The sequence below is a fragment of the Ruegeria alba genome (assembly GCF_022321465.1).
GTDB classification, from domain to species: Bacteria; Pseudomonadota; Alphaproteobacteria; order Rhodobacterales; family Rhodobacteraceae; genus Ruegeria_B; species Ruegeria_B alba.
The window spans coordinates 14,511-36,885 of sequence record NZ_JAKOEM010000028.1; the positions used below are offsets into that span (position 1 = coordinate 14,511).

Consider the following 22,375-nt stretch of genomic DNA (forward strand, 5'->3'; position numbering starts at 1 on the left):
GGTCTCTTAGCGGCTGTGCATCTCGCGATGCCACACATACAGACCCGCCCCCGCGATCACAAGCGCGCCCAGGATGGTCCAGCCATCCGGGAATTCGCCAAAAAAGACCGCGCTCCAGACCGCGGCAAAGCCAAGGCCGCAATAGGCATAGGGCGCCAGCATCGCCGCCTCTCCTTGTGAAAAGGCGCGGATCAGGCAAAGCTGGCCCAGCGTGCCGAAAAGGACGACCAGCGCGATCATCCCCCAACCTGCCGGGCCGGGCGGCTGCCAGTGGCCGGGGACGATCAGGCTCAGCAACAGCGTGCCGACAAGGCCGGTGTAAAATAGCGAGGTCCAGACATCCTCGTCCGGTCCGACGCGGCGGGTCAGCAGGGCATAGGTCGAATAGCAGGCGGCAGCACCGAGCGGGAAGAGCGCGGCGGGCTGGAAAAGGTCCGAGCCCGGACGCAGCACGATCAGCGCGCCGGTCAGGGCGAGCGCGATGCCCAGCAGGCGACGGGGCCCCAGACGCTCGCCCAGGAACAGGGCAGCGCCCAGGGTAATGAAGACCGGATTAACAGACATCAGCGCGGTGGCATCTGTCAAAGGGATGCGGCTGATGCCGAGAAAGAAGAAGCCGGTCGCGCACATCAGCATCAGCGAACGCAAGAGTTGCAGGCGCGGATAGGCGGTTCGGATGACCCTGTGCAGGCGCGGCAGCACAAGAAGCAGGACCAGCAGCATCTGTCCCGCATAGCGCGCCCAGAGCGCGGGGATCACGCCGATGCGCGGGGCCAGTCCCTTGACCGTCGCGTCCATCAGCGAAAAACACAGGATTGCGAGAACCATGAACCCGATGGCCCGACGCGCCGTTGAGGCCATTACGCTCGGGCCCGCGACTGGAGTAGGATGTTGAACATGTGAAGCTGATAGCGCCCGGGTTCGGTTCTGTCCATCACCCAGCGGCCTGGTGCCGGAATTTTGAAAAAATTCCGGCCCGGAAAGCGTTCGCTTTCCGACCCGTTTTCCGTGCCGGAAAACGGCCTGCCGAGATCAGGCGTCACGATCCTCCTCGGGATCGATGAGCTGAAGGGCGCCTTCGTCCTCAAGGCTACGGATAACGCCCACGACGGTTGTCATTGCCGCTTCGCCTTCGCTGCGCTTGACCTTGCCCTTGTCGCGGATCTCGTCGCGCAGGTTGTCGGCCATCCGCGAGGACATGTTGCCAAGCAGGAACTCGGCCACCTTGGCCTCGTCCCCCTCGGTGGCGGCGGCCAGGGCCAGGATCAGCTGGTCCTGATCGGCCACGCGCACCACGGCGGGCACGTCGCGTGGCGACAGGCGGGCAGGGATGTCGGTAAAGGTGAACAGCACCTTGCGCACCGAGGAGGCAAAGGTCGCATCCTCTTCGTCCAGCGCCGACATCATCTGGTCGCGCGTGGCGGGCGCGGACTGGTTCAGGATATTGCCCACCCGTTTCTCGGGCCGGTCGGCAAAGGCCAGGATCGGCCGCGCATCCAGCTGCGCGGCCAGCGACCAGCCGATCCGGTCCACTGCCTCGGGCGTCACCCGGCCGGTCTGCGAGATGGCATAGGTGATGCGCCGCGCCACCGGACCCGGCAATTGCCCAAGCAGCGCCGCCGCCTTGGATGTGTCGAGTTTCGACAGCAGCACGGCGGCCACCTCGGTGCTTTCGGCCTGGGCGATCTCGGCCAGTTCCTCGGGCGGCAGGGCGCGCAGCCGCTGCCATGGATCGCCCATCTGGCGAACACCGGCCTCACGCCGCAGACGCGCGGCGGTGGTGGCGGCGATCTTGCCGTCCATGGCGCTGAGCGCCCCGGCCAGCCCGTGCGGAAAGCTGAGCCCGATCCCGTCCAGCGCCTCGGCGAATTCCTCGGCCACGGCATCCAGCGTGATCCGGTCGACCAGCCCCATCTGCCCCATCTGCTTGGTCAGGCGGGCCTGCAACTCCTCGGGCAGTTCCTCGAGCGGGATTTCCGCCCCCGCATTCAGCAGCAGCCGCACCACCACGGCGGCCTTTTCCAGATTGCTCAATTGCCGGGGCACGCGCCGGGGCGCGTCGGCCACCGGCGGGCCACCCATCCTTGTCACCGCCGGAGTGTCGTCGAAATCGAACATCTCGGCGTCAAGGGGCATCAGCGCATTGTCGTCCTGCATCTGCCTGCGTCATCCGTCATCAGAGTCGCAGGCAGAATAGGGGGCGGGCGGTAAAGAAAGGCTGAACTCAGTAGCTGTAGGTCAAGCCCGTGCGGATGGCCTCGCGCAGCGACACCTCGGCCCAGCTGCCTTCGCCGCCGCGCGCGGTGATCTCGCGCCACTGGGCGATCGCCAGATCGGTCTTGCCCGCCTCGACAAACCCTTGCCCCATATAGCTGCGCGCCAGGATATTGTCGGGATTGGCCGCGATTGCCGCCTGATAATAGAAGGCCGCACGATCCAGATCGCCCAGCTTGCGGTGGGTGAACCCCCAATAGGTCAGCACGCGGTCGTCGCTCTGGTCGGGCATTGCCGCCAGCACGCCCTGCGCATCGGCGGGACGCCCGGCATAGGCCAGTTCGCGCACCGCTTGGTACAGCGTATCGGCATCCAGGCCGGAATTCTTGGGCGCGACGCAGCGTTTTTTCTTGTCGTCCCAGACCTTGACCCCTTTGCATTCCTTGGTGGTCTGGGTCTCCTTGGGCGGGTTGGTCCAGGTGCTGCCACCGGTACTGTCGCCGCCAGCGGCAAAGGCGCCAAGCGGCAGGGTCAGACCCAGGGCAAGAAAAGACGGCAATCGCATGAGGGAAACTCCGGTGTCAGGTAAATCGGAAGGTCGCAAAATCGTCTCGGGCGCCGCCATCGACACCCGGAAAACCGGCCAGATGGGCGCGGCCTCAGCTGTTGATCACCTCGACACAGGTTTGCGAGGCGGCGTCCCATTGCATGCCCGGGGCGCAGGATTGGGTCTGTTCATGGCCACGGCTGGAACAGCCCATCGCCAGCGAAGCCACCGGTACCAGGGCCAGCGCGACCGCGCAGCACATCGTCCTGAGGGTCATGATCTCTCCTCCCGTTCAGACTGAACAGGAGTGTAGCGCAGAGACCCCCTTGGGCAAAGGGGGCTCACGCCGTTGTGTCAGGTTTGTTGTGTCAGAACGGGCGGTCAGTCGCCAAAGACACGGGCAAAGATCGTGTCCACATGCTTGGTGTGATAGCCCATGTCGAACTTCTCGTTGATGGCGTCCTCGCCCAGCGCGGCGACAACATCGGCATCGGCGAGCAATTGCTCGCGGAAATCGACCCGCTCTTCCCAGACCTTGAGCGCATTGCGCTGCACCATCGTATAGGCGTCCTCGCGGCTGACACCGGCCTGGGTGAGGGCCAGCAGCACCCGCTGGGACATCACCAGACCGGGGAACTTGTTCATGTTTTCCAGCATGTTGTCGGGAAAGATCAGCATCTTGTCGACCACACCGGCCAGACGGTGCAGGGCGAAATCCAGCGTCACGGTGGCGTCGGGGCCGATGCCGCGTTCGACCGAGGAATGCGAGATGTCGCGTTCATGCCAGAGCGCCACGTTTTCCATCGCCGGGATCACCGCCATGCGGACCAGACGCGCCAGACCGGTCAGGTTCTCGGTCAGCACCGGGTTCTTCTTGTGCGGCATCGCCGACGAGCCTTTCTGACCCATCGAGAAGAATTCGGCGCCTTCCAGCACCTCGGTGCGCTGCATGTGGCGGATCTCGATGGCGATATTCTCGATCGAGGACGCAATAACGCCCAGCGTGGCAAAGAACATCGCGTGGCGGTCGCGCGGGATGACCTGGGTGCTGATCGGCTCGGGTCGCAGGCCCAGCTTGGCGCAGACATGCTCTTCGACCGCCGGGTCGATATTGGCGAATGTCCCAACCGCGCCCGAGATGGCCCCGGTGGCGACCTCCCAGCGGGCCTTTTCCAGCCGGTTCTTGTTGCGATCCATCTCGGCATAGAAGCGGGCGAAGGTCAGTCCCATGGTGGTGGGTTCGGCATGGATGCCGTGGCTGCGGCCCACACGGACGGTATCCTTGTGCTCATATGCGCGTTTCTTGAGCGCGGCGAGCACCTTGTCCATCCCCACCAGCAGCAGGTCGGCGGCGCGGACCAGCTGCACGTTCAGGCAGGTATCCAGCACGTCCGAGCTGGTCATGCCCTGATGCACGAAGCGCGCCTCTTCGCTGCCGACATGTTCGGCCAAATGGGTGAGAAAGGCGATGACGTCGTGCTTGGTGACCGCCTCGATCTCGTCGATGCGGGCGACGTCGAATTCCACATCCTTGGCTTTCCACACGGCCTCGGCGTTTTCCCGCGGGATCACGCCCAGATCGGCCATCGCGTCACAGGCATGCGCCTCGATCTCGTACCAGATCTTGAACTTGGTCTCGGGCGACCAGATTGCAACCATCTCGGGGCGGGAGTAGCGGGGGATCATTGGCAGCGACACCTTTTTGTGATTGGCAGGACCTGTTGGCGCGGGTCATAGACCCAGCCGCATCGCGGGACAAGGCAGGAGCGGAAAGATGAGACGGTTTGCCCTGATTTTGGCGGCTGTGCCCACCTGGGCGATGGCGGATGGGTTCATGCCGCTGGCCGGAGACGAGATCCGCGCCGCGCTGGCAGGCAGGGAGCTGGTCTATGAAGGCGGCGCGCGGCAGAGCTTTGACGCCTCGGGCGGGACGGTCTATGTGACCGACCGGCCCAGCCAGGGCCGATGGAGCCTGCGAGGCGATCTTTTCTGCTCGCTCTGGCCGCCCTCGGACCGCTGGGCCTGCTACACGGTGGCCAGCGACGGCGAGAGGGTCCGCTTTGTCGGGCAGGGGGGCGATATCACCGACGGGGCCTATGCCCAATGACCCTGCCGCGGGATATTGCAGAATTCGAGGGCGACTGGCTGCTGGATCGCGTCATCGACGACCGTTTGACGGGGCAGAAACTGCGCGCCGAAGGGGGCGCGACGCTGCGCCGCAGCGAGGGCGGGCTGACCTATGACGAGCAGGTGACGCTGTTCATGCCCGGCCAACCGCCGTTTCACGGCACCCGCCGCTATCTCTGGCGTCCCGGTCCGGGTGGCATCGCCATCCACTTCGAAGACGGCAGGTTTTTCCACCACTTAACCTTGGGTCAAGTGGCGCCGGGAGATCACCATGACTGCCCGCCCGACAGTTATGACGCGGGCTATGACTTTGCGCGCTGGCCGCTGTGGAGGGTGCGCTGGACGGTCAAGGGGCCGCGCAAGGATTACGAGATGGTCACCGATTTTCGGCGGCGATAGCGTAAACGTCTTGCGGCGCGCGCGCGGACAGGGCATTTCTGTGTGCCAATACCTGTCTGAACTGGGAGACAACCGAATGAGCATGACTGTTCTGGCCGACGCAATCGGCCCGCGCGAAGGCACCGCGCGTCTGGCAAAGCAAGCGGTTCTGGTGGTGCTGGGCATCGCCGCGCTGGCCGTCGCCGCCAAGATCAAGGTGCCGATGTGGCCGGTGCCGATCACCATGGGCACCTTTGCCGTGCTGACGCTGGGCACCGCCTATGGCGCGCGGCTGGGTCTGGTGACCATGCTGGGTTATCTGCTGGTGGGCGCGCTGGGCTTTGACGTCTTCGCCACCTCCTCGGCCGAGAAATTCGGGCTGACCTACATGATGGGCGGCACCGGCGGCTATCTGGTGGGCTACCTGATGGCCACGGTGATGCTGGGCGCGCTGGCCGCGCGCGGCTGGGATCGGTCGTTCGGCAAGATGGCGCTGGCGCTGGTGCTGGCCAACGTGCTGATCTATGTGCCGGGCCTGTTGTGGCTGGGCCAGCTTTACGGCTGGGACAAACCGATCCTTCAGTGGGGCCTGACCCCGTTCCTGGTGGGCGACGCGCTGAAACTGGTGCTGGCCGCCGTGCTGATCCCCGGCCTGTGGAAACTGGTGGGCAACGCCCGCGGCTGATCCCGCCCGATACCTTCTGCAAAGGCCCGGACACATTGTCCGGGCCTTTTTCGTTGCCTTTGCGGGATATGGTATGGACACTGGAACCATCGCGATCAGGAAAGATGTTTGCCATGCCAAAGAGTTTCGCCCCCTTGCGCGCGCTGGCGTTGGCGCTGGCAGCAAGCCTGCTGCCCTTGCCAGCCACAGCTGACATGCCGCTCACCTATGTTTCTGACGGCAGGGCGCTGTTTCACCTCAGCGCGCCGGATTTCTGGCAGGTCCGCAGCGGCGGTCCGCGGGCGCTGACCCCGCCGGGGTCGGACGAGGCGCGGCTGATCAACCGCGTGATCGGGTTCGAGCCCGAAGCCGAGCCGGGCGTCTGGGTCGGTTTCATGTCGCCCAACGGGGTATCGACCTTTGCCCAGGCCGAAGACTACCTGCGCAACATCGGCAAATCGGTGGTCAGCGACCCCGAGTTGCGGGAACAAAGCCGCATCCGCATCGGCGGGTTGCCGGCGGCGCGTTATGTCGGCACCGGGCGACGCGACGGAAATGCGGTCGCGTTCACCGCGGTTCTGGTCGATCTGCCCGGCAGCCGCGTGGCGATTTCCCTGGCCGTGGTCGAGACGGGCGCCCGGCTCGAACTGGTCGAGGATATCAATTCAATCTACGCCTCGTTCCGGGCGGCAAACTAGGAGGATGGCCATGAGCTTTGCAAAACTCACCCTCTCGGCCGGTCTCGTTGTCGCGGTTCTGGGCCTTGCGGGGTGTGATCCGACCGCGACCGGCACCAACTCGGTCTATTACGACTCGATGCTGTGGAACGACTACTATTACGGCTATCCGCGTCCGCCCCGGCCGGACCGTCCGCGCCCCGAACACCCGATCGCGCGCCCACCGGCAAAACCGGTTCCGCCGATCGCCCGGCCGCCGGTGGCACGACCGCCGATCCACCGGCCGCCCGTGGCCCGCCCGATGCCCGCCCGCCTTTAGTGAGGCGCGTCAGGACCCGGAGGTCAGGCGTGTGACGATGCGTGCCGCGCCTTCGAGGGTGCGGTGAACCGGGCATTTGTCGGCGATCTCCAGCAGCTTGGCCCGTTGCGTTTCACTCAACGGGCCCTCAAGCGTGATAACCCGGGTGAACGCGTCGATCTTGCCGCTGGCACCGGTATCGGCGTCCTGGGCATGCACCTTGTCATGGCAGACATCGACATTGATCCCGGTCAGGGGCCATTCCTTGCGCTGCGCATACATGCGGATGGTCATCGAGGTACAGGCGCCAAGGCCCGCCGAGACGAAACCATAGGGCGACATGCCCCGGTTGGTGCCGCCATAGGACAGCGGTTCGTCCGCCTGGGTGTGGTGATCGGGACCGGACTGTACATCCTGCAGGAACCCGCTCGCCGAGACTTCGGTGACGCGCACCACGCCCTCGGGTGCGCCAGGCGGCGGCGCAGGCGGCGACAGGCTCACATAGCGGCCGACCCAGGCGGCGATCACATCGGCGGCATACTCGGCATCCTGCGCTCGGCTGATCAGGTGATCGGCATCGTCCAGCGTGACAAAGCTCTTGGGATGTTTCGCGGCCATGAAGATCCGGGCGGCATTGTCTATGCTCACCGTCTCGTCACGCGGCGCGTGCAGCACCAGCAGCGCGGCGTGCAGCCCAGCAATGGCCGGTTGCAGCGCGCTCTCGGCGATATCCTCGACAAACTGCCGCCCGATGCGGAACGGCCGCCCGCCCAGACAGACTTCGGCCGCGCCCTCGGCCCGGATCCGGGGCAGGGCGGCTTCGAAATGATGCGTCACATGGCCCGGATCGGCGGGGGCGCCAATGGTCACCACGGCGCGCACAGTGGCTATCCGCGCCCGTGCGCGCAGTACAGCAGCCCCGCCCAGCGAATGCCCGATCAACAGCGCCGGCGCCATGTCGCGCCCGGCCAGATAGGTGGCGGCAGCCACAAGATCATCGACATTCGAGGTGAATGTCGTGTTGGCAAACTCGCCCTCGGAATGGCCCAGACCGGTAAAGTCGAAGCGCAGCACCGCGATCCCCATCGCCGCCAGCCGCGCCGCGATCCGGCGGGCGGCGGGAATGTCCTTGGAACAGGTAAAGCAATGGGCAAACAGCGCCGTGGCCAGCACCGGCCCCTCCGGCAGGTCCAGCCGGGCGGCCAGTTGACTGCCATCATGACCGGCAAAGGTGATCCGTTCGGTGGGCATGGGGTCACTCCTGATGGGTTTCTCCCCAGAGTGGGCAGGACCGCCCCCCGCCACAACCCTCATGTCAAACGCCTCACGCGGAGGTGACGCGCAGCCAGCTTCTTCTTCTGTTCAGAAATACCTCGGGGAGCGCGAGGGGCAGCGCCCCTCGCATCGGTCGCCGTGCCGCAGGCGCGGCGAAATCCCTTGTCAGTCGGCGCCCATCAGCGCCGGATCGAACGGATAGGTGGTCAGGTTCTCATACCCGTCCTCGGTGATCAGAACCTGATCTTCCAGCTTGATCGAGAAGTCGCTGCCCACCTCGCCGACACAGGCCTCGACACACAGGACCATGCCCGGCTCCAGCGGATAGTCATAGGCACCCGCCACAGCCTTGTCGGGATAGGCGACCAGCGGCCACTCGTCACACAGGCCCACCCCATGCATCAGACAGCCGTATTTCTGCGCCTGATACCTGTCGTCCAGCCGGTGGCAATTGGCGGTCAGTTCCGGGATCATGACGCCGGGTTTCAGCATCTCCATATTGGTCATGATATGTTCATGCGCATGCTGCATGGCATAGATCATGTCCGGGCGCGGCGCGCGATCGCCGATCCACCAGGTGCGGCTGATGTCGATGCAGATGCCGTAGGACCCGATCAGATCGGTATCAAAGGCGATGATCTCGTTTTTCTGCGTGATGCGCGGCCCGCATTCCTGGAACCAGGGATTGGTGCGCTGCCCCGAGGCCAGCAGCCGCGTCTCGATCCATTCGCCACCGCGCCGGATGTTCTCGGCATGCAGCACCGCCCAGATGTCGTCCTCGGTGGTTCTGCCGTCGCCGACATTGGCGCGCGCGAAGCGCTCCATCTCGGCGATGGCGCTTTCACAGGCGTGATGGGCGCAGCGCATGGCAAGGATCTCGTCAGGCCCCTTGATGGCGCGGGTCTTTTCGGTGACCTCCTCGCCCTCCATGATCTCGAACCCCTGCGCCTCGAGCGCGCGCAGCCCGTGCAGCATGATCTTGTCGACCGCCAGCCGTTTGTTGCCGCCGGAATGCTCCTCGATCAGCACCCGCACCTCGTTGCTGAATACATCCGCCGCCACATCCACCTTGTCGCCCCGGTCGAAATAGAACAGGTCCGCGCCCGAGCGCTGTTCGCGCACCAGCGGGTTGAACGTGCTGAGGAAGGGCGAATTCTTGTAGTCCCAGATCACCATGTAGCCATCGGCACAGAGCAGCACCGCGCGGAACGGGTTGTGGGTGTTCCACAGCTGCATGTTGGTCGAGTCGGTCGCATAGCGGATGTTGAGCGGGTCGAACATCAACAGGCCACCATAGCCCCGCTCGACAATGGCGCGGGTCAGCCGTTTCCAGCGATGCTCGCGCATCCGGGTCAGGTCGGGCAGGTCCAGCCCTGCCTGCGCCCATTCGGCAAAGGCCAGCTGGGTCGGCCCGATCTCGATCCGGTCGTTGTCATTGGGACTGCCGTCACCCAGCGTGGCGCCCCGACTGGGGTCGATCTTGCGGGTATCGCGGTAATGCTGGGTCATCGGGGCCTCCCTTGTCATGCTGATCCCAACTGTGGCCGGGGCCAAGGGGCTGAGTCGCATCCTTTCGCGACGGGTGTTCGTGTCGTTTTTGGCCTGTTTCCGTCGCCAAGGCGATGCTAGGCCGGGCACATGACCGAGATCCTGCAAACCCGCCTGCCATATGATATCCACAGCCCCCGGCCATTGCCGGGTATCGCACCGCTGCAAATGGAGGACTGGTTGCACCGGGACGAGGCCTTTGCCGGGCAGATGGCCCGGCGCGCGGCATTGCTGGCCGAGAGGCCGGACGCGGTGCTGGCGCTGGACGAGGGGGCGCGACCGGCGGCGGTCGAATTGCTCGACTTGGTGCAGGGGCTGGCCTATCCCGGCACGGGCAATCGGCTCACCCGGCCCGATGGCGCAACTGTCCCGGTTGATCGTGCCGATCCTCTGCGCAGCCTGGGACAGCTGGTGCAGGAGGATTTCTGCATCCTCGAAAAGCGCGGCGACGAACATGTGCTGACAGGGGCTGTCCTGTGCTTTCCGGCCAGCTGGACGCTGGCCGAGAAATTCATGCACCCCTTGATCGCCATCCACGAGCCTGTGGGCAGCTATGATGCGGGGATCGCGCGGCGGGTGCAGCGGCTGTTTGACGGGGTGCAGGTGGGGCGGCCCCTGTGGCGGTTCAACGCGCTCTGGTACGCCGATGCCGAGCTGCACCAGCCGCGCAGCATCCATGACCGCCGCAGCGCGCCGGTACCGGCGGATGCGGGGTATCTGCGCAGCGAGCGGCAATGCATCCTGCGCCTGCCCGAAACCCGCGCGGTGGTATTCTCGATACATACCTATGTTTTGGCGCGCCGTTCCGTGCCGGTACCGGGCTGATGCGACATCGCCCCGCCGGTATCGGGCGGGGCGTATCGCGGCGATGCTGTTTGGTTCAGACCGGCAGCAATGCGAGAACGCCGGACATGGCGCCCGAGCTTTGCATGAAAACAAGCGCCGCAGTTAGAGAAAGGACCTGCGTATTGAGGCGGAAATCCTCGCCCTTGATCAGGTTCACCGCGGCAAGCGAGGCGGCGACCGGGGCCGAGACAAAGGCCAAGCAACCCGTCATGCCCCAACTGGCAAGCCGGCGAATATCGGTCTGCGCCCGCTCTTCCGGGCTGAGAGCATCCATCTGGTCTGGGCGCGGCTCACTGCGAAAGGCGAGGGCTAGCGCCTCCTGATCGGTCAGTTCGATAAGACCCGTTTCGCCCTGATGGGCGTATTGTCCCATGATCCGGTCATAGCGGTTTGCCAGATCCGGGGCGGTATCGTCGATAGGGGCAAAACGCGCGCCATCAGGGTTCAGGAGCTGCTGGCGGCCGCGCACCCTGCGGGGCGATACATTGGCGAACGCGCCGAGGAATTGTTCGATCGTCAGGCGGACATCGGGGTCCAGCCACTCGATCAGTTCGCTGGTATAGAGATCCACCATCCGGTAGAGCATCACCACCAGCATCAGTTCGGTCACGTCGCGGTCGTCGGTCAGGTGTGAAACCGGTGTGATCGAAATGACCAGCCGGTTGCGGGCTCGCTCCTTGCTATCGTGCAGGCGCTGGTTCAACCCTGCTGCAGCATCCATGCGACGAACGCGCGACGTGTCCATGCCTTCGGATTCAAGGGCTAGCCTGACCAGGTACTGGCTGGACATAATCCGTGCTTCGTGGTCGTTCAGCAGCGTTTGCCGTTCGACGGCGTGACCATAGTCCTCAAGTGTTGCCGTTACGATCCGGCTGAACCGGTCCATTACGCCATCTTCGTTACCCAGGAATACTAGTCCACCGTGATACGTGCCTGTCTGTGCCACAGCGACATCCTCCAATCAAAGTTGTGCTGAGGATCAAACTAGCGACAATTGGTGCAAAAATTTGGGCCAAAACCAAGTTATCACGAGGCAATTCGTCTAGTTTTGCAAGATTGACTATGGTCTGGAAACTGCAAATACCTCGAAAAACCCCTTAAAAGTGGCTGCAACCTGTCAGGTCTGTGTCATGGTTATGGCGCAATGCAACTTTTAGCTGTCGATTCGTTTGGCCATGATGGCGATGGCCTGCTGATAGACAGATGCTGAATTCCACGCTTTGATGACTGCAAAATTTGGTTCTCCCGGCTGATAGCCGCGGCCGGGTCGCCAGCCTTTCTGGCGTAAGAAATTCGCCGTAGAGGCGAGTGCGTCGGTCATGTCGTAGAAATCCACCCGCCCGTCGCCGGTTGCATCCACGCCATAGGCCAGCGCGTTTCCGGGCAGGAATTGGGTGTGACCCAGCTCGCCATGCTTGGCGCCTTTGGTGGCGCCGGAAATGGCGTTGCGGTCCACCAGTTCCAGGGCTGCCAGCGCATGGGGAACAAAGAAATCAGAGCGGCGGCAGTCATAGGCCAGCGTTGTGATCGCTGAAACCACCGCGCTGTCGCCCATGAACGAGCCAAAGGCGGTCTCCATCCCGTGCAGCGCGATCAGGATGCCGGCGGGCACGCCATATTGCCGTTCCAGCGCGGCATAGAATTCGGGATTGCGCGCCTTGCGCTTGCGGCCCTGGGCGACGATCGTATCCGCGCCGCGCACCTGCATGAACTTTTCGAGCGAGTATTTGAAGCTTTTCTGATTTCGGTCGGCGGCGATGGTGCGGGTGGCATAGCGGGCCTGCGCCAGCGCCTCGAGCCCGCGCTTGCCAACGCCCTGTCGGCGGGCCACTTGGGCGAACTCGGCCTTCCAGGCCTCGAACCCGGCGCCGGTATTGCCGCAGGTCAGGGCAGCGCCCGCCGAGGGAAGCTGCGAGAGCATCAACGTCAGAAGGATCGGGCGGAAATAGGGAACCATGATATCGCTCTGCAAAGGGTCAAGGCACAGTCGGTGCAAGAAGGAACATCGCTTTCAGCGCGGCACCCGGTTCGACACCGGGCAGGGTTTCACGGAAAACGCGGTCGATGGTGCCGTCGGCATACATCTCAGACAGCAACGTATCGATGAGAAGCCGGAAATCGCTGTCGCCGCGGGGCAGGGCCAGCGCCTGTTTCTCGATCGTCAGGATCTCGTCCAGAAGCTGGAACTTCTCGCCCATATTGCCGGAGACATAGTTGTAGATCAGGATGGATTGATCGGCGAAATAGGCGTCAAGCGCACCGTCGTTCAGCGCCTTGAAGCCGGCATTGTGATCGGCGAAGCGCTCGAACCGGGCCTCTAGCCCGGCGGCCTCGAACGAGTTCAGCACGGCTTGTTCGGTCGTTGTGTCGGCGCGAAAGCCTATGGTCTTGCCCGCCAGATCGGACAGGTGAGCACCTTCACCGCGGCGGGTTATGACAGACGTCCCGTCAACATAGATCGGGATCGAGAAATCGACCGTCTTCTGGCGTTCCAGCGTCACCGTGGCCGCGCCGCAGAGCATGTCGATGTCGCCCTTGGCAAGCCGTTCAAAACGGTCCGAGGCAGAGACCGGGACAAAACCGGCCTTCAGTTCACCCAGATCAAGCCGGTTGGCCATGGCCTGTGCCAGCCGGCCGCACAACTGGGGCGTATAGCCCGCCGGCCGCCCTTCGGCATCCGCAAAGGAGAGCGGAGCCGCGTCGACGCGGAAACCGATATTGATCTGTCCGGTGTCGCGAATGCGTTCGATCGTCTGGGCCGCAACGGCGCCGGTAGTCAGGGCGAGCGCCAGTGTCAAAGCTAGAAGCCGCATGAATAGTCCTTTGTCAGCAATGTGAAGCCAGACTAGCCGGGCAGGGGCGCACCTCAAAGGGGAATATCGGACCGGTCAGGGTCAAAAGACGCGATCGTGCTCGGCACAGGCGGTCGATCCTCCAAAAAAGGAAGGGGCGCCCGAAAGGCGCCCCCCCGATTTGCGTACAGACTGCGATCAGCAGCTGTAATACATGCCGAATTCCACCGGGTGCGGGGTGTGTTCGTACTTGTGGACCTCTTCCATCTTCAGCTCGATATAGCCTTCGATCTGGTCCTTGGTGAACACGTCGCCCTGCAGCAGGAAGTCGTGATCGGCAGCCAGGCATTCCAGCGCCTCGCGCAGCGAACCGCAGACGGTGGGGATGTCTGCCAGTTCCTCGGCGGGCAGGTCGTAGAGGTTCTTGTCCATCGCCTCGCCCGGATCGATCTTGTTCTTGATGCCGTCAAGACCGGCCATCAGCAGCGCGGCAAAGCACAGGTAGGGGTTTGCCGACGGATCGGGGAAGCGGGCCTCGACGCGCTTGGCCTTGGGGCTTTCGGTCCACGGAATACGCACGCAGCCCGAGCGGTTGCGGGCCGAATAGGCGCGCAGAACGGGGGCCTCGAAGCCGGGGATCAGGCGCTTGTAGCTGTTGGTGCCCGGGTTGGTGAACGCGTTCAGCGTCTTGGCGTGCTTGAGGATGCCACCGATGAAATACAGCGCTTCCTGGCTCAGATCGGCATATTTGTCACCGGCAAACAGCGGCTTGCCGTCTTTCCAGATCGACATGTTCACGTGCATGCCCGAGCCGTTGTCGCCATAGATCGGCTTCGGCATGAAGGTCGCCGACTTGCCATAGGCGTGGGCCACGTTGTGGATCACGTATTTGTATTTCTGGATCTCGTCGGCCTGCTTGGTCAGCGTGCCGAAGATCAGGCCCAGTTCGTGCTGGCACGAGGCCACTTCGTGGTGGTGCTTGTCCACCTTCATGCCCATGCGCTTCATGGTCGAGAGCATCTCAGACCGCAGGTCCTGCGCCTCGTCGGTCGGGTTGACCGGGAAATAGCCGCCCTTCAGACCGGGGCGGTGACCCATGTTGCCGGTCTCGAACTCGGCATCGGTGTTCCACGAGGCGTCGGTTGCGTCGACCTCGTAGGAGACCTTGTTGATGGTGTTCGAATAGCGCACGTCGTCGAACAGGAAGAATTCGGCCTCGGGCCCCATATAGGCAACATCGCCGATGCCCGATGCCTTCAGATAGGCCTCGGCCTTGACGGCGGTGCCGCGCGGGTCGCGGTCATAGGCCTCGCCGGTGTCGGGCTCGACCACAGAGCAATGAATGCAGATGGTCTTTTCCGCGTAGAACGGATCGACATAGGCGCTTTCGGTGTCGGGCATCAGTTTCATGTCCGAGGCTTCGATCGACTTCCAGCCGGCAATCGACGAGCCGTCGAACATGAAGCCTTCTTCCAGGAAGTCCTCGTCGACCAGATCGGCGATGATCGTCACGTGCTGCAGCTTGCCGCGCGGGTCGGTGAAGCGGATGTCGACATATTCGGCACCCTCGTCCTTGATCAGCTGAAGAACTGCGTCCTTGCTCATACTCTCTTGTCCTCTGCTAGAGTGTGTTCGGGTCAAAGCGCGTCCGAACCGGTCTCGCCGGTACGGATGCGGATGGCTTGTTCGATGGTCGAGACAAAGATCTTGCCGTCGCCGATCTTGTCAGTCTTGGCGGCGCCCACGATGGCCTCGATGGCGGCGTCGACCTGGTCGTCGTCCAGCACCACTTCGAGTTTCACCTTGGGCAGGAAATCGACCACATATTCAGCACCGCGATAGAGCTCGGTATGGCCTTTCTGACGGCCAAAACCCTTGACCTCGACCACGCTGAGGCCCTGGACGCCGATATCCTGCAGCGCCTCTTTGACCTCGTCCAGCTTGAACGGTTTGATGATCGCTTCGATCTTCTTCATCGCGGTGCTCCTTGCAAGCTTGTCAGCCCGCCTCAGATCACGTCTAAGCTGGAGGCTCAACGCGAATGCGAAACCGGCCAGGCCGCACTGCGGCAATTTTGGGCGACAGGTGAAAATTTGTGCAGAATGCACAAGGATTGTGCAGAAGTGAATCGGCAAAGGGGCAGGGCATGACCGAACTGCTGACCGCGGCGCAGATGCGGGCCATCGAGCAGGCTGCAATCGCCTCGGGTGAGGTGACCGGGCTGGAGTTGATGGAGCGCGCCGGGCGCGGCGTGGTCGAAGCGATTTTCGAGGAATGGCCCGAACTGGCAGAAGAGCGGGGGCCAGCCCCCGCACCCCCGGGATATTTGCAGCAAGAGGAAGGGGCGAGGCGCGCGGTGGTCCTGTGCGGGCCTGGCAACAATGGCGGCGACGGGTTCGTGGTGGCGCGGCTGCTGCACGAGCGCGGCTGGGCGGTGGAGGTGTTTCTTTATGGCGATCCCGGGAAGCTGCCGCCGGATGCGCGAGCGAATTATGAGCGGTGGCGGGTGTTGGGGGAGGTTCAGGCTTATGCGAAGTTTGAGCCAGAGAACTGGAATTGGCAAATCGGAGAGGTTGGAGGGGTCGATCTCATAGTAGATGCGGTTTTTGGCACTGGGTTGGTTCGACCGCTCGGCAGCGAGATGTGCCTGCATGAGAAGATCGGTGTACTCACAACTGAGGTGGTCAACGCACGTCGCGTGGCGATTGATCTTCCTTCTGGATTATGTGCCGACAGCGGAAAGCCTCTCATTGATACCCAGGAACAGATAGGGCGTGGGAAGCTGGAATTTGAACTGTCTGTGAGTTTTCATCGCGAGAAAGTCGGGCATCGAATTTCAGATGGGCCGGCTTTTTGCGGAAAAACAGTGGTGAAAAGCATCGGCTTGGATGACTTGCCATCCAGTCGCGCTGCCACAAGGGAGCTTGCCAGCGAAATTGTGCGCCTTGCGCAACCAAGGCTATCGGACAAGGCGGCGGAGTCGCACAAGTACACGCACGGCCATGCCCTGATCCTCTCCGGCGGCTCGGGCAAGACCGGCGCGGCGCGGTTGGCGGCGCGCGGCGCGCTTCGCATCGGGGCAGGGCTGGTGACGCTGGGGGTGCCACCCAGCGCGCAGCAGGAGGTTGCCTGTCAAATCACGGCGTTGATGTTGGCACGGATCGACGGTGCCGATGGGTTAGCGACAGTGCTGGGGGATACCCGCCTTAGTGCGCTCTGCCTGGGGCCTGGCATGGGTGTCGAACGGGCGCGCGATCTGGTGCCGGTGGCGCTGGCCGCAAAGCGCGCCACGGTGCTGGATGCCGATGCGCTGACGGCCTATGCCGACGATCCGGCAGAGCTGTTTGCCCAACTGCATGAAGCTTGCGTTCTGACCCCGCATGGCGGCGAATTTGCGCGGCTGTTTCCCGATATCGCGAAGAGGCTCCGCGAGGAGCCGAAGAGCGGCCCGGCCTATTCCAAGGTCGATGCCACCCGTGAGGCCGCCAAGCGCGCGGGCTGTGTGGTGCTGTTCAAGGGGCCCGATACGGTGATCGCGGCGCCGGATGGGCGTTGTTCAGTGAACTCGGCCCATTACGAGCGCTCGGCACCCTGGCTGGCGACCGCCGGGTCGGGCGACGTATTGGCAGGCTTCATCACCGGGCTTTTGGCGCGCGCCCTTGCGCCGATGCAGGCGGCAGAAACCGCCGCCTGGCTGCATGTGGAATGCGCGCTTGAATTCGGCCCCGGCCTGATCGCCGAGGACCTGCCGGAGCAATTGCCGGCAGTGTTTCGCAAACTGGGGCTTTAGGCGGCGAGCCGGCCCGAGGCGGGCAGGCATTGGCCCGCCACTTCCAGACCACCGGCATAGAGTACATGGGCGGCATCGAAATGCAGCTGGAACAGCGGCATGTCGCGCGGACCCAGATCGCAGACGAACTCTCCATCCACCAGCGCATCGGCCCGTACCATGGCTTGCGCTGTGCCAAACAGCGCCCGCGCCCGCCAGTCGCGGATCAGCACGGGTTGTCCAGCGGGCAGGATCAGGTCGCAATCGGGCCGGGTATCACCCAGCGATCCTGCGGCAAAGCGGATCGCGCGCACGGTCTGGCATGCGCGGGTGAGATGACGCAGCGGAACAAACCCGCGGTCGCGGGTAATGATCCGGTCACCGGGGGACAGGAATTCCACCGGCATCTCGCCATCCTGTGTCAGCAGGACGGTGCCGGCCAGGAATCCGGCCTCGGGAACCGGCGTGATGTCGGGACTGGGATGCGAGCCTCTGCCCGCAGCACGGACTGCCGCTTTTGCGTTCATGATGGATCACCTTGGTCTGCTCGTTATTTTTGCTGGTCAGAATGTGGCAAAACCGTGAACTTGTCGCGGCGATTTGCTGCCGTTTTTAGATAAATCCCGGAAAGCGTGCCTTTGCGGCATCGTGACGGAAGCATTCAGATTGCCTCTCGCGCTCGGCTGAAAGCTTTGCTATTCAGCGCGTCACGGTGCCGCTGCGGCGGATCGTGACTGCGGGTGTGGCGGAATTGGTAGACGCACCAGATTTAGGTTCTGGCGCCGCAAGGCGTGGGGGTTCAAGTCCCTTCACCCGCACCATCTTGTCCCTTCAAAATATAGGCCCGACCCCATTTCCCCCGAGCGATTGTGCACCCCGGTTTTTCATAGGTGCACGCGTGCTGCGCCAAGCGGGGCGTGCCATGCAGGGGGTGCATGGCCGCAGGGCGGTTTTTCGCTTTGCGCGTGATTTCGCCGTTGGGTCATTGCGCGGTAAACGCTTGTGGTTCCATCGGATCATCACGAACCCTCACGATTCCGTGTTGCGAAAATATCAGCCTCGGCGCGCGTATCGGCGGGTTCTCTGGAAGTGGGAGCCCCTTTTACCATTTGAAGAAGGGTAATCAGCAACCTCCTCAACGGAGACACGATATGACGAGACAGATCAAAACAGCGACAGGTGCTGCGCTGCTGGCCGCGATCACCGCGGTTCCGGCTGCGGCGGAACTGAAATGGGACAACGCTTCGGGTGGATATGTTCAGATCTACGGGCAGGTCTCGCCCGCCTGGCAGTCGGTCGATGACGGGGTGCAGAGCAAGGATACCTTTGTCGATAACGCCCATTCCAACACCCGCGTCGGCCTGTGGGTCGTGCAGCCCATGTACCAGGGCACGTTCAAGTTCAATCTGGAAACCGCGCTTGGCCTGCGTTCGTCGGGTGGGGTGAGCCAGACCAACACGCCCAAGGGGGCCGATTGGGATCGGACCGACCTGCGCAAGATCGACTTTTCCTATGCCAGCGAGAGCTGGGGCACGATCTATGTGGGGCAGGGGTCGATGGCCAGCGACGGCGTCGCGGACATCACGCTGAACAACAATGGCATGACCACGTATAACGGCATCGGCGATTTTGCCGGTAGTTTCCAGTTCCGCACCGCTGCCGGGGCGCTGTCGGGCGTCACCATCGGCTCGGTCAATCCCAGCCTGGATGGCGGGCGCCAGGGGCGCGTGCGCTATGACACGCCCAGTTTCAATGGCTTTACCGTTTCGGTCGCGGCCGGTACCGACGTGCTGACTCCGGGCAACAGCGACAAGTATTACGACATCGCGCTGAAATATGCGGGCGAGTTCGATGGAACCAAGGTCAAGGGTGGCATTGGCTTTTCCCGTCGTGACAGCGGTGGCGTCGACCGCGACGACACCTTTGGCTCGGTCGCGGTCAAGTTCCGGTCGGGTCTGAACTTTGCCGTGGCCGGTGGCAGCCGCGAGAACAGCGGCGACTATACCTATGTTCTGGCCGGATACGAGACGCAGTTCCTGTCGGTGGGCATGACCTCGTTTGCCGTCGATTACTATAACGGCAATGATTTCGGGCTGGCCGGTCGCGAGTCGAAATCCCTTGGGCTGGGCATCAACCAGAATTTCGACAGCATCAATACCCAGGTCTATCTGGGCTACCGCAATCATGAACTGTCCGATCCCGGTACGGCCTATCAGGATGTGGACGCATTCCTGTTCGGCGCGCGCTGGAAATTCTGATCCGGTGTCGATGGGTTTGCGCCCGCCCGTCCCCGTCAAGGGGCGGGCGGGCGTCACTCTTGCGTGAGATGGGTGCAAAAACGCACATCGCATTTGCAGAAAGCTGGCATGTTGCAGGGCGCTTTTTTGAATTTCACGTGCTGCTCGCATTCGCGTTACTTCATTATCTATATGTAACAAAAGCATTTTTATTTTTTCTCGAGTCGTGCCGCGTAGCAGCGATGCAACGCGCGGGCCACGGGCCGGGGCGCGCATATGGAACCAAGACCCATCCCCGCCACATCAGAGGGCACGCAACCGCGTTTCATCCATCTGATGGGAAAGAAGATGATCACCACACTCAGAACCACTTCGGCTCTGGCCCTGGCGGCGGCGGCACTGGCCGCGCCCGCATCGGCCCAGCTGCTTTATGAAAACCAGTCCGGCGGTTCGGTCCGGCTGTATGGCCAGTTCAACCCGGCCCTGATCTCGGTCGATGACGGCCAGCAGACCGAGACCCAGATCCGCGACAATGACCTGTCGCGCAGCCGCCTGGGCCTGCGCCTGACGCAGCCCTTTGGCGACAACACCTTCCGGTTCCGGTTCGAAGCCGGGCTGGGCCTGCCCAACTCGACCGAGACCAACCAGCTGGGCGACAATTTCAGCGGCTGGACCCGCGACGACCTGCGCCATATCGACTTCTCGCTCGAAGGCGACTGGGGCCGGGTCTCGCTGGGGCAGGGCAGCATGGCGGCCGATGGCATCGCCGAATCCGACCTGTCCTATGTGGGCGTGGCGCTGTATTCGTATCTCGCCGATGCCAACGCGGCCTTCCTGTTCCGCGACACGGCCGGGGTTCTGTCCGGTCCGGCGGTGGGCGATACGCTCGACACGTTCGACGGCTCGCGCCGCGGCCGCATCCGCTATGACAGCCCCGAGATCGCCGGGTTCACCTTCTCGGCTGCATACGGCGAAAACATCCTGAACACCGCCGACCAGTCGGATTACTACGATGCGGCGGTGCGCTATTCGGGCGAGTTCGCGGGCGGTGTGCAGCTGGACGCGGGCCTGGCCTATCAGGTGCGCGACAACAATGGCGTTGATCGTTCGGATGTGGTGGGTTCGGCCTCGGTCCTGCTTCAGAACGGGCTCAGCTTCACCTTTGCGGGGGGCACCCGCGACAACGACGCCGCAGGCGCCAGCGATCCCGATTACCTGTATTTCAAGGTCGCCTATGACGCCGACTGGTTCTCGTTCGGCAAGACCGGCGTCGGTGTGCACTATTATGACGGGTCGGACTTCAACGTCGCGGGCTCCGAGACCAAGGGCTGGGGCGTGGGTATCGCGCAGCGGGTCGAGGCCTATAACACCGACGTCTATTTCACCTATCAGGACTATGAATATGACGACGCGGCCAACAGCTATCAGGACCTCAGCACCATCGTGCTGGGCGCGCGCTGGCGCTTCTGATCGGTTCGTGACCGTTTGACATCGACACGCCCCGACCCGTCCGGGGCGTGTTTTTTGTCTCATACCCCCAATTGCGGGGTCAGCGCGGCACTACCCCCTTGCACCGGCCTCTCGGGACAAATAGAAGGCCACAAATTGTGCATGGCGCGCGCCTCGGTGCGTGCGCCCCGAATCCTATGGGGACTACCATATGCAGGTTACCGAGACGCTGAACGAAGGTCTGAAACGCGGCTACAACATCGTTGTAAGCGCGGCTGAGCTGGACGCCAAGGTCAACGAAAAGCTGGTCGAGGCGCAGCCCGAGATCGAGATGAAGGGCTTTCGCAAGGGCAAGGTGCCCATGGCGCTGCTGAAAAAGCAGTTCGGCCAGCGTCTGCTGGGCGAGGCGATGCAGGAAACCATCGACGGCGCCATGAACAAGCATTTCGAGGACAGCGGTGACCGTCCCGCGCTCCAGCCCGAGGTCAAGATGACCAACGAGGACTGGAAAGAGGGCGACGACGTGCATGTCGAGATGTCCTATGAGGCGCTGCCCGCAATCCCTGAGGTCGACATGAGCGACATCGCGCTGGAGAAGCTGGTGGTCAAGGCAGACGACGCCGCCATCGACGAGGCGCTGGGCAACCTGGCCGAGACCGCGCAGGACTTCAAGGCGCGCCGCAAGGGCTCCAAGGCCAAGGACGGCGACCAGGTCGTGATGGATTTCGTCGGCAAGGTCGACGGCGAAGCGTTTGAAGGCGGTTCGGCCGAGGATTACCCGCTGGTGCTGGGTTCCAACAGCTTCATCCCCGGCTTCGAAGAGCAGCTGGTGGGTGTCAAGGCCGAAGAGGAAAAGGACGTCACCGTCACCTTCCCCGAGGAATACGGTGCCGAGCATCTGGCCGGCAAGGAAGCTGTGTTCACCTGCACCATCAAAGAGGTGAAGGAACCGGTTGCCGCCGAGATCAACGACGAGCTGGCCAAGAAATTCGGCGCCGAGGACCTGGCCGCGCTGAAGGCCCAGATCGCCGAGCGTCTGGAAGCCGAATATGCCGGTGCGTCGCGCGCGGTGATGAAGCGTGGCCTGCTGGACGCGCTGGACACCAAGGTCTCGTTCGACCTGCCGCCCAGCCTGGTTGACGCCGAGGCCAAGCAGATCGCGCATCAGCTGTGGCACGAGGACAACCCCGAGGTTCACGATCACAACCACGGTGAGATCGAAGCGACCGAAGAGCACACCAAACTGGCCGAGCGTCGCGTGCGTCTGGGCCTGCTGCTGGCCGAACTGGGCCAGAAGGCCGAGGTCGAGGTCACCGATGCCGAGATGACCCAGGCGATCCTGAGCCAGGCCCGTCAGTATCCGGGGCAGGAGCGCCAGTTCTTTGAATTCGTGCAGAAGAACCCGCAGATGCAGCAGCAGCTGCGCGCACCGATCTTCGAGGACAAGGTGGTCGACCACATCGTGGCACAGGCCAAGGTGACCGAGAAAGAAATCAGCAAGGAAGACCTGCAAAAAGCGCTTGAGTCGCTCGACGCAGAATAATCCGCGCTCCC

General features: G+C 63.3%; 23 protein-coding genes and 1 tRNA gene. 11 read left to right on the top strand and 13 right to left on the bottom strand.

The annotated features are described in order from the left end of the window. Positions 1 to 6 precede the first annotated feature (6 nt). The 5 genes from MB818_RS19970 to purB form a co-directional block, all read right to left on the bottom strand. Positions 7 to 828: a DMT family transporter gene (locus MB818_RS19970; protein WP_234178107.1), complete on the bottom strand. Its 822-nt coding sequence runs from the start codon at positions 826 to 828 to the stop codon at positions 7 to 9. A gap of 204 nt (positions 829 to 1,032) precedes the next feature. Continuing rightward, positions 1,033 to 2,082 carry a flagellar motor switch protein FliG gene (locus tag MB818_RS19975; RefSeq protein WP_234140729.1) on the bottom strand — a complete coding sequence of 350 codons (1,050 nt, stop codon included), beginning with the start codon at positions 2,080 to 2,082 and terminating at the stop codon, positions 1,033 to 1,035. Between the two features lie 142 nt (positions 2,083 to 2,224). Then, positions 2,225 to 2,779, bottom strand: coding sequence for a tetratricopeptide repeat protein (locus MB818_RS19980; RefSeq protein WP_238906185.1), 555 nt, complete (start codon positions 2,777 to 2,779; stop codon positions 2,225 to 2,227). Positions 2,780 to 2,873: 94 nt separating this feature from the next. Further along, a complete protein-coding gene (locus tag MB818_RS19985; protein WP_234140676.1) occupies positions 2,874 to 3,038 on the bottom strand; it encodes a hypothetical protein in 165 nt (54 codons plus the stop codon). A gap of 104 nt (positions 3,039 to 3,142) precedes the next feature. Next, entirely contained in the window at positions 3,143 to 4,447 is a 1,305-nt protein-coding gene (purB, locus tag MB818_RS19990; RefSeq protein WP_234140677.1) for an adenylosuccinate lyase, read from the bottom strand. An 88-nt stretch (positions 4,448 to 4,535) separates the two neighbouring features. Between purB and MB818_RS19995 the strand changes: the two genes are divergently transcribed. The 5 genes from MB818_RS19995 to MB818_RS20015 all read left to right on the top strand — a co-directional run bounded on the left by MB818_RS19995 (position 4,536) and on the right by MB818_RS20015 (position 6,926). Further along, on the top strand, positions 4,536 to 4,868 hold the full coding sequence (locus MB818_RS19995) for a hypothetical protein (RefSeq protein WP_238906186.1): 333 nt from the start codon (positions 4,536 to 4,538) through the stop codon (positions 4,866 to 4,868). Further along, positions 4,865 to 5,287 carry a DUF6314 family protein gene (locus MB818_RS20000; protein ID WP_234178110.1) on the top strand — a complete coding sequence of 141 codons (423 nt, stop codon included), beginning with the start codon at positions 4,865 to 4,867 and terminating at the stop codon, positions 5,285 to 5,287. The genes MB818_RS19995 and MB818_RS20000 overlap by 4 nt, the downstream gene beginning before the upstream one ends. A gap of 76 nt (positions 5,288 to 5,363) precedes the next feature. Beyond that, the gene (locus MB818_RS20005) at positions 5,364 to 5,951 is read left to right on the top strand and encodes a biotin transporter BioY (RefSeq protein WP_238906188.1); all 588 of its coding nucleotides are present in this window, start codon (positions 5,364 to 5,366) and stop codon (positions 5,949 to 5,951) included. 113 nt (positions 5,952 to 6,064) lie between these two features. Continuing rightward, the gene (locus MB818_RS20010) at positions 6,065 to 6,628 is read left to right on the top strand and encodes a hypothetical protein (RefSeq protein WP_234217507.1); all 564 of its coding nucleotides are present in this window, start codon (positions 6,065 to 6,067) and stop codon (positions 6,626 to 6,628) included. 10 nt (positions 6,629 to 6,638) lie between these two features. Continuing rightward, positions 6,639 to 6,926, top strand: a complete 288-nt coding sequence (locus tag MB818_RS20015) for a hypothetical protein (RefSeq protein WP_234217506.1) — start codon at positions 6,639 to 6,641, stop codon at positions 6,924 to 6,926. A gap of 9 nt (positions 6,927 to 6,935) precedes the next feature. Here the strand turns inward: MB818_RS20015 and MB818_RS20020 are convergent, their stop codons facing one another. Further along, positions 6,936 to 8,156: a bifunctional alpha/beta hydrolase/OsmC family protein gene (locus tag MB818_RS20020; RefSeq protein ID WP_234140688.1), complete on the bottom strand. Its 1,221-nt coding sequence runs from the start codon at positions 8,154 to 8,156 to the stop codon at positions 6,936 to 6,938. Between the two features lie 189 nt (positions 8,157 to 8,345). Then, positions 8,346 to 9,689 carry a dimethylsulfonioproprionate lyase DddP gene (gene dddP / locus MB818_RS20025; RefSeq protein WP_234217505.1) on the bottom strand — a complete coding sequence of 448 codons (1,344 nt, stop codon included), beginning with the start codon at positions 9,687 to 9,689 and terminating at the stop codon, positions 8,346 to 8,348. 129 nt (positions 9,690 to 9,818) lie between these two features. Here dddP and MB818_RS20030 point away from each other — a divergent pair, with 129 nt between their 5' ends. Then, positions 9,819 to 10,553 carry a heme-dependent oxidative N-demethylase family protein gene (locus MB818_RS20030; RefSeq protein ID WP_234178113.1) on the top strand — a complete coding sequence of 245 codons (735 nt, stop codon included), beginning with the start codon at positions 9,819 to 9,821 and terminating at the stop codon, positions 10,551 to 10,553. Positions 10,554 to 10,608: 55 nt separating this feature from the next. Here MB818_RS20030 and MB818_RS20035 read toward each other — a convergent pair whose 3' ends face one another. The 5 genes from MB818_RS20035 to MB818_RS20055 form a co-directional block, all read right to left on the bottom strand. After that, positions 10,609 to 11,520, bottom strand: coding sequence for a hypothetical protein (locus MB818_RS20035; protein WP_238906191.1), 912 nt, complete (start codon positions 11,518 to 11,520; stop codon positions 10,609 to 10,611). Positions 11,521 to 11,727: 207 nt separating this feature from the next. Beyond that, the gene (locus MB818_RS20040; RefSeq protein ID WP_439653303.1) at positions 11,728 to 12,531 is read right to left on the bottom strand and encodes a lytic murein transglycosylase; all 804 of its coding nucleotides are present in this window, start codon (positions 12,529 to 12,531) and stop codon (positions 11,728 to 11,730) included. Positions 12,532 to 12,550: 19 nt separating this feature from the next. Continuing rightward, on the bottom strand, positions 12,551 to 13,372 hold the full coding sequence (locus MB818_RS20045; protein WP_238906193.1) for an amino acid ABC transporter substrate-binding protein: 822 nt from the start codon (positions 13,370 to 13,372) through the stop codon (positions 12,551 to 12,553). Between the two features lie 192 nt (positions 13,373 to 13,564). After that, entirely contained in the window at positions 13,565 to 14,971 is a 1,407-nt protein-coding gene (glnA, locus tag MB818_RS20050) for a type I glutamate--ammonia ligase (protein WP_234140698.1), read from the bottom strand. Between the two features lie 32 nt (positions 14,972 to 15,003). Further along, complete coding sequence (locus tag MB818_RS20055; protein ID WP_234140699.1) at positions 15,004 to 15,342, bottom strand: P-II family nitrogen regulator; 339 nt, start codon at positions 15,340 to 15,342, stop codon at positions 15,004 to 15,006. A 170-nt stretch (positions 15,343 to 15,512) separates the two neighbouring features. Here MB818_RS20055 and MB818_RS20060 point away from each other — a divergent pair, with 170 nt between their 5' ends. Next, complete coding sequence (locus MB818_RS20060; protein ID WP_238906194.1) at positions 15,513 to 17,156, top strand: NAD(P)H-hydrate dehydratase; 1,644 nt, start codon at positions 15,513 to 15,515, stop codon at positions 17,154 to 17,156. On the opposite strand, the gene MB818_RS20065 is transcribed toward MB818_RS20060, so the two are convergent. Further along, positions 17,153 to 17,662 (bottom strand): Hint domain-containing protein, encoded by a 510-nt coding sequence (locus MB818_RS20065; protein WP_234166390.1) that lies wholly within the window; start codon positions 17,660 to 17,662, stop codon positions 17,153 to 17,155. The genes MB818_RS20060 and MB818_RS20065 overlap by 4 nt on opposite strands. Positions 17,663 to 17,871: 209 nt before the next feature. On the opposite strand from MB818_RS20065, the gene MB818_RS20070 reads away from it, so the two are divergent. From MB818_RS20070 to tig, 4 genes are all read left to right on the top strand, one after another. Continuing rightward, positions 17,872 to 17,956, top strand: a tRNA-Leu gene (locus tag MB818_RS20070). Between the two features lie 330 nt (positions 17,957 to 18,286). After that, positions 18,287 to 19,393: a porin gene (locus MB818_RS20075; protein WP_234140716.1), complete on the top strand. Its 1,107-nt coding sequence runs from the start codon at positions 18,287 to 18,289 to the stop codon at positions 19,391 to 19,393. A gap of 327 nt (positions 19,394 to 19,720) precedes the next feature. After that, positions 19,721 to 20,842 (top strand): porin, encoded by a 1,122-nt coding sequence (locus tag MB818_RS20080; RefSeq protein ID WP_238906196.1) that lies wholly within the window; start codon positions 19,721 to 19,723, stop codon positions 20,840 to 20,842. A 190-nt stretch (positions 20,843 to 21,032) separates the two neighbouring features. Continuing rightward, positions 21,033 to 22,364: a trigger factor gene (gene tig, locus MB818_RS20085; RefSeq protein ID WP_238906198.1), complete on the top strand. Its 1,332-nt coding sequence runs from the start codon at positions 21,033 to 21,035 to the stop codon at positions 22,362 to 22,364. The last annotated feature ends 11 nt before the right edge of the window (positions 22,365 to 22,375 follow it).